Raw genomic sequence first — 15,574 nt, 5'->3', positions numbered from 1 at the left:
TAGATCCTGGTATTATTGAGCCCTCTCCGTGTGGGCTCGCCAGATCCTCCAGGCCTCTCATTCAAAATGTACCGCAATGCTGTCGTCTATCGACCGACGGCATCCTTATCCATGTGCTTCAGTACAAGGCAGGCCGATGCCGCAGGACCATTTCGACATCATCGTTGTCGGCTCGGGGCCTGGCGGCGGCTCGCTGACGGCACGGCTCGCCGGGACCGGAAAGCGTATCCTCCTCTTGGAGCGCGGCGATTACCTGCCGCGCTCGCAAGACAACTGGAGCGCGAAGACAGTCTTCGTGGACGGCGCCTACCAAGCGCGAGAAACATGGTTCGGTGGCAACGGCCAATCGTTCAGTCCGGCCCTGCATTACTATGTCGGCGGCAACTCGAAGGTTTATGGTGCCGCGCTGTTTCGCCTGCGCGAACGGGATTTCGGCGAGGTCCGCCACGTGGACGGCATCTCGCCGGCATGGCCGGTCTCCTATGACGCGTTCGAGCCGTACTACGCTCAGGCGGAAAAGCTCTTCGCGGTCCATGGCACACGCGGGGAAGATCCGACCGAGCCGTGGTCGAGCGGCCCCTATGACCACTCGGCCGTCACGCACGAGCCGCGCATCCAGCGGTTGTCGGAGGACTGGACCAAGGAGGGGCTCCGACCCTTCCATCTTCCCCTCGGGATCAAGCTCGACGAACGCAACGGCAAGCCGACGCCGACCAGCATCTGCATCCGCTGCGATGCCTTCGACGGGTTCCCCTGCCTGCTGAACGGCAAGGCCGACGCCCAGGTGATGACCGTCGATCCGACGCTTGCTGCGCACAGCAACGTCACGCTCCTCGTCAACGCCTACGTCTCGCGGCTGGAGACCGACCCGGCCGGCCGGACCGTGACCGGTGTCCGGGTGACCCGCGAGGGGCGGGAGGAGCGCTACACCGCCGATATCGTGGTCGTCGCCTGCGGAGCCCTGTCCTCGGCGCTGCTGTTCCTGCGTTCCGCCAACGCCGCCCATCCGAACGGCCTCGCCAACGGGTCGGATCAGGTCGGCCGCAACTACATGCGCCACAACATGTCCGTGTTAATGGCGCTCTCGAAGGAGGTGAACGACACCGTCTTCCAGAAAACACTGGCCGTTTCGGACTTCTACTTCGAATCCAAGGATTGGCAGTATCCGATGGGCCTGATCCAGATGTGCGCCAAGACGCACCCCGATCAGATCCGTGGCGAGGAGTTCCCCAAGTGGACGGGCTTCCTGCCGAACGCCCCGTTCGAGATGGCCGCGCGGCATTCCATGGATTTCTGGTTGCAAAGCGAGGACCTGCCCCATCCGGCCAACCGGATCATGCTGGAACGCGACGGCCGGGTGGTCCTTGATATCGAGGAGAACAACCGGGAGGCGCATGATCGCCTGCGCGCCAAGCTGTCCGATCTGCTGAAGCCGGCAGGGGCCTATACCTACCTGTTCGAGCGCTCACTCTACCTCGGCAAGAACATCCCCCTCAGCGGGACCGCCCATCAGGCGGGGACGCTGCGGTTCGGCACCGATCCGCGCAGTTCCGTGCTCGACCTCAACTGCAAGTCCCACGAGCTCGACAATCTCTACGTGACGGATGCGAGCTTCTTCCCGTCGATCGGCGCTGTGAACCCGACGCTCACGATCATCGCCAACGCCTTGCGGGTCGCCGACCATATCAAGGCGCGTCTGGCCTGACGCGCCGGTCCACCCTCACAAGCCCATCAGACGAGCTCTGCGGCGATCCGGCGCCGGCGGGGTCGGGGAGACGCCCGTTGAGCAAACCTATCGAGAGCTATGCCCTGATCGGCGACGGAGAGACCGCCGCCCTCGTCGCCCGCGACGGCGGGATCGACTGGTTGTGCTGGCCGGATTTCGACGACGATGCCTGCTTCAGCGCGCTCCTGGGCACCGAGGCGAACGGCCGGTGGTCGATCGCGCCACGGGACGCGGTGATTGGGTCCACCCGGCGCTACCGCGGCGATACCCTGATCCTTGAGACCGAGCTGACGACATCCGACGGCACGGTGCGGATCACCGACTTCATGCCGATCCGGGAGACGGTATCGGCGCTGGTGCGGATCGTCGAGGGCCTGTCGGGCACGCTTGCGATGACCTGCGATCTGCGGCCTCGCTTCGACTATGGGACCCTCAGTCCCTGGTGGGAGACCTGCGAGGGCGGAGCGGTAGCCCGCGCGGGCCGGCATCGCCTGACCTTACGGGCGAGCGTGCCCGTGACACTCGCCGAAGGCGCGGCGCAGGCGGCGTTTTCCCTACGAGAGGGCGAGCGCCACACCTTCATACTGACCCGCACCGACGCCTGGGCGGCGCGCGTTCCGGATCTCGACCCCGGGGCGGCGCTCATGGCGACGCAAGGTCATTGGGAACGCTGGATCGCGGCGTTCGATGCCGGACGAACCCGGTGGCCCGCCGCGGTCAAGCGCTCGCTGCTGACCCTAAAAGCTCTGACCCATAGCCGCTCCGGCGGCCTGATCGCTGCGGCGACGACCAGCCTCCCTGAGGTGCCCGCCGGAGGCATGAACTGGGACTACCGCTACTCGTGGCTGCGCGACTCGACCTTCACCCTCGGGGCCTTCCTCAACGCCGGCTTCCATGTGGAGGCCATGGCATGGCGCGATTGGCTTCTCAGAGCCGTCGCGGGCGATCCCCAGCAACTGCGCATCATGTACCGCAGCGACGGCTCCCGGCACCTGTCGGAGTGGACCGTGGATGCCCTGCCGGGGTACCGGGAGGCTCGCCCCGTGCGGATCGGCAACGCCGCCTCAACCCAGTTGCAACTTGACGTCTACGGCGAGGTTCTCGACACCCTGCTGCTGGCCCGGCGGGCCGGCATTGCAGCTACGGACCACCAGCGCGACGTGGAGCGGCGTCTGGCCGAGCATCTCGGGCGGATCTGGGAGGAGCGCGACGCGGGGATCTGGGAATCGCGGGGGGAGCCCAAGCGATACACCTATTCCAAGGTGATGTGCTGGGTCGGCTTCGACCGGGCACTGCGGACCGGCGACCTGCCGGATGCCCTGCGCGCCGCGCTCGCGGCGTACCGCGATAAGGCTCATGCGCAGATCTGCCACGACGGCTGGAACGCCGGGCTCGGGACCTTCACGCAGAGCTATGGCAGTCGCGCCCTCGACGCGAGCCTCCTGCTCCTTCCCCTCGTCCGCTTCCTGCCGGCGGACGAGCCTCGCATGGCGGCGACGATCGAACGGATCCGCTCCGATCTCGACCAGGATGGCCTCATCCGGCGACAGCGAGCGACGGGGGAGGACAACGACGAGGGCGCTTTCCTGCCTTGCTCGCTCTGGATGGCTGATTGCCTCCGCCTCCAGGGACGCCAGGAACTAGCCGAATCCTACCTCGAACGCGTGCTCGGGGTCGCCAACGACGTCGGTCTCCTCTCGGAAGAATACGACGGGGCCGGCCGCTGTCTGGCCGGGAATTTCCCGCAGGCACTGACCCATCTCGGTATCGTCAACACGGCGCTCGGCCTGTGCGGCCCGGTCATCGACCGCGGCGGTGGTTGAGATCCCTTCGCGCGACCGGATGTCCCCGTTACGGCGTCTGTCGCCGCGCTGGCTCGGTCCGAGGGATGGCAGACGTCACGGGATCAGGCTGCCCGCTTTCGCACAGCGAGCGACATCGGGCGCTCACAAGACCGTCAGACTAGATGTAGATCAAGCGGGATCGGATCGGTCATCGCGTAAAGCTTTCGGAAGACTTGATGCTGCCCACGGCGCGGCGCGGTCCTTCCCTGCGTCAGCGGCCATTCTGCCGGTGTGGCCCTTCTCCCCTGGACATCGTCATGACCGCCTCCGTCGCCAACGCCTGCTGGACGCATGTCGCCGAACGGGGGGTGGGGACGGTCGGCCTGTCCGATGGCACCGAAGGCCAGAGGCGAGCCGCGGTCCAAGACGGACACCGCGGCAATGCCTGACCCGATGTCACCGCCCGCGACCGGTCATGACGCCGCCCGCCGCAGCCGGGCGATCCGCTCCCGCATGCGCCCGGCCATGCTACTAATCGCACTCGCTCTGGCGCCGCTCGGTGGCTGCGCCGTCCTCGATCACGGCATGCTCGGCGCCGCCGGTCCCGTGGCCGAGCAGACCCGCAGCCTGTTCCTGACCGTCTGCCTCATCCTGCTCTTCGTCGTCGGACCGGTGCTGGTGCTGACCCCGATCTTCGCGTGGCACTACCGCCTGTCCAACACCAAGAGCGCCTATCGGCCCCAATGGGGCTTCAACTGGCCCCTCGAAGGGCTGATCTGGATCCCGCCGATCATCATCGTAATGATCCTCGCGGTGTTCCTGTGGCGGGACACCCACAGGCTCGATCCCTACAAGCCCCTCGCCTCGACCCTGCCTCCGGTGGAGGTGGAGGTGGTCGCCCTCGATTGGAAGTGGCTGTTCCTCTACCCCGACGAGGGGATCGCCAGCGTCAACGAACTCGTCATCCCCGTCGGCCGGCCGGTGCATCTCAGCCTGACCAGCACCACGGTGATGCAGTCCTTCTTCGTCCCGCAGCTTGCCGGACAGATCTACGCCATGGCCGGCATGACGACGCAGCTGAATTTTGCGGCGAGCCGTCCGGGCGTGTTCCGTGGGGAAAACGCCCAGTTCAACGGGATGGGCTTCCAGAACCAGAAATTCCCCGTCCGCGCGGAGGCCGACGACGGCTACCGCGCCTTCGTCGACCGGGCACGGGCGACCGGTTCGACCCTCGACATGGCAGCGTTCAAGGCCCTCTCCGCCCGCTCCGTCCAGGCCTCGCCCAGCGTGTTCGGGACGGTCAGCCCCGACCTGTTCCGGGCCATCGTCGCGATGAACGACCCCAACATGTGCGCCCCCGAGGGGCAGGACCGCCGATGACCGATCCCGCCCTCCGCTACGCGCTCCTCGGCCGCCTCGACGCGCACGCGCTGCCCTTCGTCCGCGCCTGGGAGAACCCCAACCTCAGCGAGATCATCGGCGCTGCCGCTGGCGCGATGGTGGTGATCGGCGCCGTGGTGCTCGTGGCGCTCCTCACCTGGATGCGCTGGTGGCGCCCGCTGTTCCTCGACTGGCTGACGAGCCTCGATCACAAGAAGATCGGCATCATGTACATCGTCATCGCCGGCGTGATGCTCAGCCGGGCGCTGATCGAGGCGGTGCTGATGCGCGCGCAGCAGTCGCTCGCGGTGAACGCCCCGGGGATCGTCGCGCCCGAACACTTCGCGCAGCTTTTCAGCACGCACGGCACCATCATGATCTTCTTCATGGCGATGCCGTTCCTGACCGGGCTCATCAACTACGTCGTGCCGCTCCAGATCGGCGCCCGGGACGTCGCCTTCCCCCTCCTCAACTCGATCAGCCTGATGCTGACGGCGGGGGGCGCGGGCCTCGTGATGATCTCCCTGGCGATCGGGGAATTCTCGACCGGAGGCTGGTCCGGCTACCCGCCCTACACGGAGAGGGCGTTCCAGCCCGGCGTCGGTCCGGATTACTGGATCTGGGCGATCACCCTGTCCTCACTGGGGACGACCCTCTCGGGGCTGAACTTCGCCGCGACAATCTACAAGAAGCGCTGCCCGGGGATGCGTCTCACCCGGATGCCGCTGTTCTGCTGGACGGCGTTGTGCACCTCGATCCTGATGATCTTCGCGATGCCGCCGCTGACGCTGGCCACCGCGCTGCTGGCCCTCGACCGCTACCTGGGGTTCCACTTCTTCACGAACGACCTCGGCGGCAACATGATGAATTATGTCAACCTCTTCTGGCTGTTCGGCCATCCGGAGGTCTACATTCTCATCCTGCCCGCCTTCGGCGTCTTCTCGGAGGTGATCTCGGCTTTCTCGTCGAAGGAACTCTACGGCTACAAGTCCCTCATCATCGCGACGATGGCCATCGCCGTGCTCTCGTTCACGGTATGGCTGCACCATTTCTTCACGATGGGCCAGAGCGCCAACGTCAACGCCTTCTTCGGCGTCGCGACGATGACGATCGCCGTCCCGACCGGGGTCAAGGTCTACGATTGGATCTGGACGATGTTTCGCGGCGAACTCCGGTTCACGCCGCCGATGCTGTTCTCGGTCGCCTTCATCATGACCTTCGTCCTCGGCGGCATCACCGGCGTCATGCTCGCCGTTCCGCCGATCGACTTCGTGGTCCATAACTCGGTGTTCCTGGTTGCCCACTTCCATAACGTGCTGATCCCTGGCCTCCTCTACGGGATGATCGCTGGATACCAATACTGGTTTCCCAAGGCGTTCGGGTTCCGGCTGTCCGAAGGCTGGGGCAAGGTCTCGTTCGGCTGCTGGGTGGTCGGGTTCTACCTCGCCTTCATGCCGCTCTACGTCCTCGGGCTCGGCGGCATGGCCCGCCGGACGCAATCGATCCTCGATCCGGATTTCCAGCCGTGGCTCACCGTGGCGGTGATCGGTGCCTTCATCCTGCTCGCAGGTCTGGTGACGCTGTTCATCCAGCTTGTCGTCAGCGTGCGCGACCGTGAGCAGAACCGCGTGCCGGTGGGCGATCCCTGGGACGGGCGCGGCCTCGAATGGTCGATCCCCGCCCCGCCGCCCGAGTACAATTTCGCGACCATTCCCACGGTGCACCGCCTCGACGCGTTCTACTGGTTCAAGGCAGACGGACGGGCTTACAAGCCCGCCGCGACCTACACCGATATCGTGGTGCCGAGGAACAGCTGGGTCGGGCCGATCGTCGGCGGCGCCGGGGCGGTCTGCGCCTTCGGCCTCGTCTGGCACATCGGCTGGATGAGCCTTCTCGGCTTTGCGCTGGCGTGGCTCGCGGTGATCGCCCGCAGTTTCGTGCGCGATACCCACCGGACGATCCCTGCCGCCGAGGTGAAGGCCAGGGAGGAGCGCTGGCTCGCCCTCGCGGCGAGGACCCGGCCGGTTCCGCGCCGCTTGGAGGAGAGTTCTGACAACCTCGGTTTGGCCGAGCCTTTCCCGGCGGAGGTCGCGGCGTGAGCGGATCGACCCAGGCCCATATCGGGCTGCACCTCGACAGCCCGGACCAGAGCCCGCCGGATGATGCCGAACTCGGCATCTACGGGTTCTGGATCTTCCTGATGAGCGATGCGGTGCTGTTCGCGCTGCTGTTCGCGATCTACGGCACGCAGCTTGCCGCCACCGCCGGCGCCCTCGGGCCGGCGGCGGAATTCAAGCTCGGCCCCGCCTTCATCGAGACGGTGATCCTGCTGACCAGCAGCCTGACCTTCGGACTGTCCGGGATCGCCCTGAAGTACGACCGGACCCGCACCGCCCTCGTGCTGTGGCTCGGCGTGACGCTCCTCCTCGGCCTCGCTTTCCTGGGGTTCGAAGTCCGCGACTTCGCGACGATGTTCGGGGATGGCGCCACGCCGGATCGGAGCGGCTTCCTCTCGGCCTTCTTCGCCCTGGTGCCCACCCACGGACTTCACGTCGCCGCCGGCTGCATCTGGATCGTCGTGATGCTCGTCCAGATCGGGGTCCACGGGACCGATGCGCGGGTGAAGCTCGACCTTCTGAGGCTCGGCCTGTTCTGGCACTTCCTCGACATCATCTGGATCGCGATCTTCTCGATCGTCTACCTGCAGGGGATACTCGGATGAGCGCGCAACACCCGTCCAGAGGATCGGTGCTGCTGAGGGCCTTGGGGGCGGCGGCGCTGCTCTCCGCAGCGCGTGCCGTCTCGGGCGGCTCGGGCGCGCCACGTCCGGACCGTGCGGGGCCCCGGCCTGACGGGACCGCCGCGAAGCAGCGCGACCTCGCCACCTATGGGATCGGCTATGCCCTGGCGCTGGGGCTCACGGGCCTCGCCTTCGCGGTTGTGACGTGGGGCTGGGCCGCAGGCTCGACGGCCCTCGGCATCGTCTTCGCCCTGGCCCTCCTCCAGGCCATCGTCCACTTCCGCTGCTTCCTGCACATCGACCTGCGGCGCTCACACCGCGACGACCTTCAATTGCTCTTGTTCTCGAGCCTCATCGTCTTCCTGATGGTGGGCGGCACCCTGGTCGTGCTGTTCAATCTGCGCATGCGGATGATGTAGCCGGACCGGGCGCCGCCAGGGCCGTCACCGCAGCCTGCGGGGCGGCTCGGTCGCGCGGGCCACGGCCACGGCGCCGACGAACGCCGCGCCGAGCGCGGCAGCGAGCCCGAGCTTCAGCCAGCGGGGGTCTACCGCCGGCACGGAGGTGAGCGCACGACCGTCGAAGCGCCCATGCGCCCCCGGATCCGTATCGACCGGTCGATCCAGATTGTCCGGGCGCCCTTCGAGGGCCGCTTGGCTCGTCATCTCGCCGCGATAGCCATGGCGGGCGAGGTAGCCATCGATCCAACCGGGAATGATCATGTTGCCGATGATCGCCTTCCAGGTCGGGACACCGATCCAGAGCTCGCGGGGCATGGTTTGGGCCGCGCGGTAGACGTGGCGGGCGATCGCCTCCGGCTGATAGATCGGCGGGACCGGCTCCAGCCGGCGGGGCATGCGGGTGCGGGCCCAATCGAATTGCGGCGTGTTCACCGCCGGCAGTTGGACCATGGTCAACCGCACCCGGCTTCCGTCATGCAGCAATTCGCTGCGCAGGCTGTCGAGGAAGCCCCGGATAGCCGCCTTGCCGGCGCAGTAGCTCGCTTGCAGCGGGATCGACCGGTAGGCGAGGGCCGACCCGATGCAGATGACCGAGCCGGTATTGTGGGGCTGCATGTGCTTGAGGGCCGCCAGCGTGCCGTAGACCTGCCCGAGATAGGTGACCTCGGTCGCCCGCTTGAATTCGTCCGGCGTGGTCTCCTGGACCGGGGCGTAGATCGTGACCATCGCGACATTGACCCAGACGTCGATGCCGCCGAATTTCTCGACAGTCCGATCCGCCGCCTGCATCACCCCGTCGGCATCTGCGACATCGACCTTGTGCGCCAGGGCGCGTCCCCCGGCCCGCTCGATGTCCTGCACCGTCCCGTTCAGACCGGCCTCGCCTCGGGCCAGCACCGCGACGTTCCAGCCGTGCCGGGCGAATTCGTGAGCGATGGCTCGACCGACGCCGGCGCTGCCCCCCGTGACGACGACGGTCGGTTGCCGGCGCTGCTGCTTCTCGTGTGTCACCTTGACCTCTCAAGCTCGATACAGTGAAGTCCGATCCACGGGCGGGAGCGGCTCTGCAGGGTGCGGACGCCCTTCGATTTCAGCTCAGCGCGTCGCCGGAATGCGATCCCGCCCGAACAGGGATGGTCACGGTCGCCGCTCACGCCGCCGCGGACGCATCGGCAGGCTCCGGGCCGGGGATGGCGATGCGCTGGGCCCGGAACTGCGAGTAGAGGATCACGCTGGCTGCCGCCGCATAGAGGCACCAGACGGAGGTGAAGGCGTAGCCCTTCACCACCAGGGTCGCGATCACCCCGACGAAATTGAGCAGGCCAAACCAGCGCACGATCCGGTGGCTCGACAGGATCAGCGCGCCGCACGTCGCCAGGACGTAGATCGCCGCTACGGCCGAGAGGGCCGTGCCAGGGTTGTCGTAGTGGATCGAGTGATGCTCGATGCAGGCCGTGCTCGGATAGACGACGAGGCCGCGGAACACGAAAGCGGCGAGCCCGGCCCCAATTAGCGTCAGCCCGCCGATCAGTCGGCGGCGCCAGCCGGGGGGCTCCATCAGGAGGACGGCCAGGGGCATCAGCAGCGGAAGGATGCCCTGGGCATAGAGCATGTAAAGGAAGACGAGGTGCCCTTGCGCCTCCTGCCGGATCTCGCCCCTGAGGCCGAGCCACACGAAACCTTCCGTGAACTGGTGCAGGGCGAAGAACACCGGTGTCGCCGCGAACAGCACGGTCCGCGGATGCTTCACCTGCGCGAGGGTCGCGACGCCTACGAGCCCGATGATTCCACTCGCGAGGAAATCCACCTCGGGCGAAAAGCACATCTGGAGATCCTCAGGATAGATGGTGGGCCGCCTCCAGACGGCGCGAAGGCGCACGATCCGGCTCCGCCGGCGACCGGCAGCGCTTCTCTATCGTTTGGATGGGCAGAACCGCTCGTCCTGCCATGCCCCGCCACCCGGCTGCACCGCCGTGAAGCAGGCGCCCTTCGGCTGCTGGCCGCCCGGTAGGACGTCGTTCGACGGCCCGTGCACGATCTCCTCGCGCACGAAGCCTTCCGTCGCGCCGTAGACGACCCGGCACCAGCCCGCTTCGCACGACCGGACGTTGAGAGGCGTCTCGCGTTCCACCTCATCGAGGACGCGGGCGCTGCTGCGCGGGGCCGCGTAGAAATATGTGTCCCACCGGGCCGCCTCCGGTGCGGCCGAGGCTGGTGCCACCGCCCAACCAAGCACGCCGGCCATCAGGGCCATCGGCCAGATCCGTCTCATCGACACCGTTTCCTGCTGGCGCCGATCCTGTCGGCAGGCCGCACGCTATCGCGTCCGCCGCAGGGATGACTTGATAAATGTCATGCCGAACTGACGGCAGAGATGTCATTCCAGTCTGACACATGGGGTGCCAGGGGCCGCAGGCATGGCGATGCTCTCGTTCGAGCGAAAGTACCGGATCGCCGGCGGGACGCTGGTGGGCGGGAGCCTGTTCGATTTCTGGGTGGGGCCGTTCTACGTCGGCTTCTTCGGCGTCACGGCGGCGTTCTTCGCCCTGCTCGGCACGCTGCTCATTGTCTACGGGGCTGCTATCGGCCCGACCTGGGCGCTGTTTCAGATCAGCATCGATCCCCCGCCCATCGCCAACGGGCTGGCCTTCGCGCCGCTCAAACAAGGTGGCCTCTGGCAAATCATCACGGTCTGCGCGCTCGGCGCCTTCGTCTCCTGGGCGCTGCGACAGGTGGAGATCTGCCGCAAGCTCGGCATGGGCTACCACGTGCCGGTGGCGTTCTCCTTCGCGATCCTCGCTTACGCCTCGCTCAACGTGGTGCGGCCGATCCTGCTTGGAGCCTGGGGCTACGGCTTCCCCTACGGCATCATGAGCCACCTCGATTGGGTGTCGAACGTCGGCTACCAGCACCTCCACTTCCACTACAATCCTGCGCACATGATCGCGGTGACGTGCTTCTTCACCACGACCTTCGCGCTGGGCCTCCATGCTGGCGAGATCCTGGCGGCGGCCAACCCGGGCAAGGGCAAGCCGGTGAAGTACGACGAGTACGAGAGCGCCTATTTCCGCGACACGATCATGTATTCGATCGGCGAGATCGGCATTCACCGGCTCGGCTACTTCCTCGCCCTCAATGCGGGGCTGTGGAGCGCGGTCTGCATCATCATCTCCGGGCCGTTCTGGACCCAGGGCTGGCCCTACTGGTGGGACTGGTACCTGAACCTCCCGGTCTGGAGCACGGGCGGCAAGATCTAGCCACCTCGTCCCCGACCCCTCCTGCTTCTGCCGAAGACTGTCCGACGGAGATCACGCAGATGCCGCAGTTCCACACCCTGTGGACGCATATCGAGCTGCGCGGCCCCGACGAGGCCGGGCCGCCGCTGCAGATCGGCTCCCCCGGCCGGATCGGCAAGCCGTTCCACTCGCAATGGCTCGGGCGCATCGGCGAGATGCAGGTGCTGCCGACCCATCTCGGGCCGACCGGCGTCGCCTCGCTGCTGTGCGGCTTCATCGCCATCGAGATCATCGGCCTGAACATGCTGGCCTCGGTGGACTGGAACCCGGTGCGGTTCATCCGCCTGCTGCCGTTCCTGTCCCTCGATCCGCCGCCGGCGAAGTACGGCCTCAACCCGTTCCCACCCCTGCGCGAGGGCGGGTGGTGGCTGATGGCCGGGTTCTTCCTCACCGCCGCGATTCTGCTGTGGTGGGTGAAGATGTACCGCCGCGCCCGGGCGCTGGGCATGGGCACCCACATCCCGTGGTGCTTCGCCAGCGCGATCTGGCTCTACCTCGTGCTCGGCTTCATCCGCCCCATCGCCATGGGCTCGTGGTCCGAGGCGGTGCCGTTCGGGGTGATTCCGCACCTCAACTGGACCGCGACGTTCTCGGTTCGCTACGGCAACATCTTCTACAACCCGTTCCACATGCTCTCGATCTCGTTCCTCTACGGATCGACGATGCTGTTCGCCATGCATGCCGGGACGATCCTGGCGGTGACGCCGCTCGGCGGCGAGCGCGAGACCCATCAGATCACCGACCGGGGCACGGCCGCCGAGCGCGCGGCTCTGTTCTGGCGCTGGACCATGGGTTTCAACTCGAACTACGAGTCGATCCACCGCTGGCTCTACTGGTTCGCAACCCTGGTCACCCTGACCGGCGGCATCGGCATCCTCGCCACCGGCACCCTCGTCGACAACTGGTACCTTTGGGGCGTCAAGAACGGGCTCGCCCCGCAATACCGGCCAGCTCCAGACCTCCCGGCAGCGCCGCCGGCGCAAGCGCTCAAGACCATGCAGGACAAGGTACTCGGACGATGAGGATCGGCCCACCCATCCTGGCGGTCGGCCTCGTCTGCGCCGGCCTGTTCACCCTGTTCGTGCCGACCTGGAACCTGCCGACGCAGGGCACCCAGACCGGGCCGAACGGCCCATCCCTCGTGCAGTACGCCCCCACCGGCAGCCCCCTGTTCCAGACCCGGAACGGCCCGCCGCCGGCCAATCCGCCGCTGATCGAGGACACCCGCAGGGCGACGGACGCCTACAAGAACGTCACGGTGCTCACCGACCTGAATGCCGGCGAGTTCATGCGGCTGCAGCAGGCGATCACCAACTGGGTCGCTCCGCAGCAGGGCTGCGATTTCTGCCACGCGGGAGCCGATTTCGCCTCGGACGAGAAACCGACCAAGGCAGCCGCCCGGGACATGCTCAAGATGGTCCGCCACCTCAACGCGGACTGGACCGAGCATGTCGGTGCCGCCGGCGTGACCTGCTGGTCCTGCCACCGGGGTCAGCCGGTGCCGGCGGAGATCTGGTTCTCGCGCCCGCCCCACCCGCAGGGCGCCCACATGGACAAGCCGGAGAACTGGAACGAGTCCGGCGACAGCGTGCGCCAGTTCTTCCCCAATGCCGGCTACGAACTCTACCTGCTCCAGGACACGCCGGGCCTCGCCCAGTCCTATACGGCGCTGCCCAACGGGCAGGTGGCCGATCAGGTCGTGGTGAAGCGCCTCTATGAGGTGATGATGCAGATGTCCGCCGGCATGGGCGTGAACTGCACCTACTGCCACAACTCCCGCGCCTTCTACGATTGGGGCCAGAGCCTGCCCGCCCGCTGGACCGGCTATTCCGGTATCCAGATGGTCCGGGACATCAACCGCAACGTGCTGCTGCCCTTGGCGGTGCGGATGCCGCAGACCCGGGAAACGGCGGACGACCCGCACACGATCGTGCTGCCCGACCGGATGCGCGGCCTGCAGGAGGGCAACGGCTTCGTCCTCTGCGCCACCTGCCATTACGGGCTGCCGAAGCCCGCCGACCACGCGCAGGAGCTGCTCACGGTCTTCCCCGGGCTGAAGGGCCCCGGCCGCGAACACGCCGCCTCCGCCACCGACCAGGGAGGCCAGCCGTGAACGAGGGCGTCAGCCAGATCGCCGGGGCCGCCGGCCACGGGATCCCCCCGGCCACCGGACTCCTCGGCAGCACCAACGCCACCGAAGCCGTGGGCGCCTGGGGCTTCCACCTTGGGGCGGTGACGCAGCACATCGACGGCGTCGTGGTGCTGTTCTGGGCCTTCGCGCTCTTCTTCGGAACCCTGTGCTGGTATCTCCGGGCGGAGGACAAGCGCGAGGGCTATCCGATGGAGGATCCGACGCAGCCCCCGCGCGCCCATCCCCTGGTCGGCTTCCCGCCGCCCCCCGCGCCCAAGACCTTCACGCTTCAGAAGGGCGGGACGGTCACGCTCCCGAACTTCATCTCGCCCCCGGAGGTGCCCGCCCGCCACCTCCATCCCTTCCCCGGCTCGGCTCTCGTGCCGACCGGCGCCAACCCGATGCGCGACCCCGTCGGTCCGGCCTCCTACGTCCTGCGCGACGAGGAGCCTCTTCTGTTGGAGGGCGAGAAGCTGCAACTCGTGCCCCTGCGCGAGGTCGGCGACGCGTGGCACGTCCAGGGGGGCGATTCCGATCCGGTGGGAATGCCGGTGGTCGGTCGCGACAACAAGGTCGCCGGACATGTCCGCGACCTCTGGGTGGATCGCGGCGCCAAGCTGCTGCGCTACCTCGAAGTGGAGTTGAACGACGGGCGCCGCCGCCTGATGCCGGTCTTCTTCGCCAATGTCAGCCCGAAGTTCCGCCGGGTGAAGACGCGCTCGATCTACGCCGAGCAGTTCGCCGCTATCCCCGAGCTCAAGGATCCCGACCGGATCACCGCCCGGGAGGAGGATCGGATCAGCGCGTACTTCGCCGGGGGCAAGATGTTCGCCGAGGGCGTGCGCCGGGGGGCGTTCGGTGGCTCGTCCCGGGACGGATTTGGCCGGAGGACGACGGCATGACGATGCGCATTCCCCACCCCGCCGCCCCGGCCGGCGCTCCCACCCGCCCCGTGGGCGTCCGCCTGGAGCCGGGGGAGCGGATCCTGTGGCAGGGGAGGCCGCTGGCCTCGGCCCTGCGCCGCCACCTCCTGAAAGGCCGCTGGCTCGCCGCCTACTTCGCGCTCCTCCTCGGCTGGAAGCTCGCGCTAATCGTGGCCCTCCGGGGCCTGCGCCCCCAGGAGGTGTTCGACACCGCCGTGCTGCTCGCCCAGGGCGCGGCCCTCGCGGGGATCCTCGCCTACCTCGCCTGGGCCCTCGCCCGCAGCACGACCTACACCGTGACGAGCCTGCGGATCGTCATCCGACACGGCATCGCCCTCCAGGGGACCGTCGACATCCCCATGCGCGCGATCCGCAATGTCGCCGTGCGGATCCATCACGACGGGACCGGGGACGTAGCGCTGACCGTGCGGGACGGCGCCGGGGTCGGCCTCAGTAAGCTGTGGCCGCATGTCCGGGGCCTCAACCTGTCCGCCCCGGTTCCGATGCTGCGCGGCTTGCCGGACGCCGCCGTCCTCGGGACCCAGCTCGCGCGCCGTCTTGACGGTCCCGCCCCGGCCCTGAGCGAACAGGACGTCCGGCCTCTGATGTCGCCCCACGCGACGGCGGCCTGACGGGCGCGGCCTTGGCGACGGATCTCCTCCAGGCCCTCATGGCCGCGCTGGCGCTCGGCCTCGTCGGCATTCTCTCCATCGCCGTGGGCGAGCCGCTGCTGGTGCCGAGCCTCGGCGCTGCGATCCTGCTGCAGGTCCACCTGCCGGACCTGCCGAGCGCGCGAGCGTGGAACACGGCCGTCGGCCAGCTCTGCGGGGCCGCCTGCGGTTTCGCGGCGCTCGCCGCGCTCGGCGCCGCGCACGACCCGAGCTTCAGCGGGCTTCATCCCCTGACGGCCGGACGGGTGGCGGCGACGACGGCGGCCGTGGCCGGAACCCTGCTGTCGCAGGCCCTCCTCGGCGCGATCAACCCGGCCGGTGGCGCGACGGTGCTCATCGTCACCCTCGGCTCGGAGGCCGCCACCTGGGTGGGGGCGGCGCGTCTGACGGCCGCCGTGCTGCTCCTGACCGCCCTCGGGGAAGGGGCGCGCCGCCTCTCGCTGCGGCTTCGCCGCTGAATCC

15 protein-coding genes are annotated in these 15,574 nt (G+C 67.8%); 12 read left to right on the top strand and 3 right to left on the bottom strand.

The genetic code is table 11. From position 1 onward, the window contains the following. Positions 1-28 precede the first annotated feature (28 nt). From ACLBX9_RS08105 to ACLBX9_RS08080, 6 genes are all read left to right on the top strand, one after another. Positions 29-1,705 carry a GMC oxidoreductase gene (locus tag ACLBX9_RS08105; RefSeq protein ID WP_447718550.1) on the top strand — a complete coding sequence of 559 codons (1,677 nt, stop codon included), beginning with the start codon at positions 29-31 and terminating at the stop codon, positions 1,703-1,705. Positions 1,706-1,782: 77 nt separating this feature from the next. Continuing rightward, entirely contained in the window at positions 1,783-3,549 is a 1,767-nt protein-coding gene (locus ACLBX9_RS08100; RefSeq protein WP_447718549.1) for a glycoside hydrolase family 15 protein, read from the top strand. A gap of 402 nt (positions 3,550-3,951) precedes the next feature. Then, complete coding sequence (locus tag ACLBX9_RS08095; protein ID WP_447718548.1) at positions 3,952-4,890, top strand: COX aromatic rich motif-containing protein; 939 nt, start codon at positions 3,952-3,954, stop codon at positions 4,888-4,890. After that, complete coding sequence (locus ACLBX9_RS08090) at positions 4,887-6,989, top strand: cbb3-type cytochrome c oxidase subunit I (RefSeq protein ID WP_447718547.1); 2,103 nt, start codon at positions 4,887-4,889, stop codon at positions 6,987-6,989. Before ACLBX9_RS08095 ends, ACLBX9_RS08090 begins: the two co-directional genes overlap by 4 nt. Next, positions 6,986-7,612, top strand: coding sequence for a cytochrome c oxidase subunit 3 (locus ACLBX9_RS08085; protein WP_447718546.1), 627 nt, complete (start codon positions 6,986-6,988; stop codon positions 7,610-7,612). Before ACLBX9_RS08090 ends, ACLBX9_RS08085 begins: the two co-directional genes overlap by 4 nt. After that, complete coding sequence (locus ACLBX9_RS08080) at positions 7,609-8,049, top strand: cytochrome o ubiquinol oxidase subunit IV (RefSeq protein ID WP_447718545.1); 441 nt, start codon at positions 7,609-7,611, stop codon at positions 8,047-8,049. The genes ACLBX9_RS08085 and ACLBX9_RS08080 overlap by 4 nt, the downstream gene beginning before the upstream one ends. 24 nt (positions 8,050-8,073) lie before the next feature. On the opposite strand, the gene ACLBX9_RS08075 is transcribed toward ACLBX9_RS08080, so the two are convergent. From ACLBX9_RS08075 to ACLBX9_RS08065, 3 genes are all read right to left on the bottom strand, one after another. Then, entirely contained in the window at positions 8,074-9,102 is a 1,029-nt protein-coding gene (locus ACLBX9_RS08075) for an SDR family oxidoreductase (protein ID WP_447718544.1), read from the bottom strand. A gap of 139 nt (positions 9,103-9,241) precedes the next feature. Then, the gene (locus ACLBX9_RS08070) at positions 9,242-9,916 is read right to left on the bottom strand and encodes a DUF6629 family protein (protein ID WP_447718543.1); all 675 of its coding nucleotides are present in this window, start codon (positions 9,914-9,916) and stop codon (positions 9,242-9,244) included. Positions 9,917-10,003: 87 nt separating this feature from the next. Further along, positions 10,004-10,363, bottom strand: coding sequence for an SH3 domain-containing protein (locus tag ACLBX9_RS08065; protein WP_447718542.1), 360 nt, complete (start codon positions 10,361-10,363; stop codon positions 10,004-10,006). A 145-nt stretch (positions 10,364-10,508) separates the two neighbouring features. Between ACLBX9_RS08065 and pufL the strand changes: the two genes are divergently transcribed. The 6 genes from pufL to ACLBX9_RS08035 are packed head-to-tail and all read left to right on the top strand — an operon-like array spanning position 10,509 to position 15,570. Continuing rightward, positions 10,509-11,348 (top strand): photosynthetic reaction center subunit L, encoded by an 840-nt coding sequence (gene pufL / locus ACLBX9_RS08060; RefSeq protein WP_447718541.1) that lies wholly within the window; start codon positions 10,509-10,511, stop codon positions 11,346-11,348. A gap of 59 nt (positions 11,349-11,407) precedes the next feature. After that, complete coding sequence (gene pufM, locus ACLBX9_RS08055) at positions 11,408-12,409, top strand: photosynthetic reaction center subunit M (protein ID WP_100252568.1); 1,002 nt, start codon at positions 11,408-11,410, stop codon at positions 12,407-12,409. Further along, positions 12,406-13,500: a photosynthetic reaction center cytochrome PufC gene (gene pufC, locus ACLBX9_RS08050; RefSeq protein WP_447718540.1), complete on the top strand. Its 1,095-nt coding sequence runs from the start codon at positions 12,406-12,408 to the stop codon at positions 13,498-13,500. The genes pufM and pufC overlap by 4 nt, the downstream gene beginning before the upstream one ends. Next, a complete protein-coding gene (gene puhA, locus ACLBX9_RS08045) occupies positions 13,497-14,420 on the top strand; it encodes a photosynthetic reaction center subunit H (protein ID WP_447718539.1) in 924 nt (307 codons plus the stop codon). Before pufC ends, puhA begins: the two co-directional genes overlap by 4 nt. Continuing rightward, positions 14,417-15,073, top strand: coding sequence for a photosynthetic complex putative assembly protein PuhB (puhB, locus tag ACLBX9_RS08040; RefSeq protein WP_447718538.1), 657 nt, complete (start codon positions 14,417-14,419; stop codon positions 15,071-15,073). The genes puhA and puhB overlap by 4 nt, the downstream gene beginning before the upstream one ends. An 11-nt stretch (positions 15,074-15,084) precedes the next feature. Then, entirely contained in the window at positions 15,085-15,570 is a 486-nt protein-coding gene (locus tag ACLBX9_RS08035; protein ID WP_447718537.1) for an HPP family protein, read from the top strand. Positions 15,571-15,574: the final 4 nt, after the last annotated feature.

It is taken from the genome of Methylobacterium sp. A49B (assembly GCF_053346215.1).
This window is presented reverse-complemented; position numbering and strand designations above follow the sequence as displayed.

Coding starts and splice junctions, on each gene's coding strand:
- ACLBX9_RS08095 (WP_447718548.1), top strand. CDS start 3,952: ATGCCTGACCCGATGTCACCGCCCGCGACCGGTCATGACGCCGCCCGC.
- ACLBX9_RS08090 (WP_447718547.1), top strand. CDS start 4,887: ATGACCGATCCCGCCCTCCGCTACGCGCTCCTCGGCCGCCTCGACGCG.
- ACLBX9_RS08080 (WP_447718545.1), top strand. CDS start 7,609: ATGAGCGCGCAACACCCGTCCAGAGGATCGGTGCTGCTGAGGGCCTTG.
- ACLBX9_RS08070 (WP_447718543.1), bottom strand. CDS start 9,916: ATGTGCTTTTCGCCCGAGGTGGATTTCCTCGCGAGTGGAATCATCGGG.
- ACLBX9_RS08065 (WP_447718542.1), bottom strand. CDS start 10,363: ATGAGACGGATCTGGCCGATGGCCCTGATGGCCGGCGTGCTTGGTTGG.
- pufL (WP_447718541.1), top strand. CDS start 10,509: ATGGCGATGCTCTCGTTCGAGCGAAAGTACCGGATCGCCGGCGGGACG.
- pufM (WP_100252568.1), top strand. CDS start 11,408: ATGCCGCAGTTCCACACCCTGTGGACGCATATCGAGCTGCGCGGCCCC.
- pufC (WP_447718540.1), top strand. CDS start 12,406: ATGAGGATCGGCCCACCCATCCTGGCGGTCGGCCTCGTCTGCGCCGGC.
- puhB (WP_447718538.1), top strand. CDS start 14,417: ATGACGATGCGCATTCCCCACCCCGCCGCCCCGGCCGGCGCTCCCACC.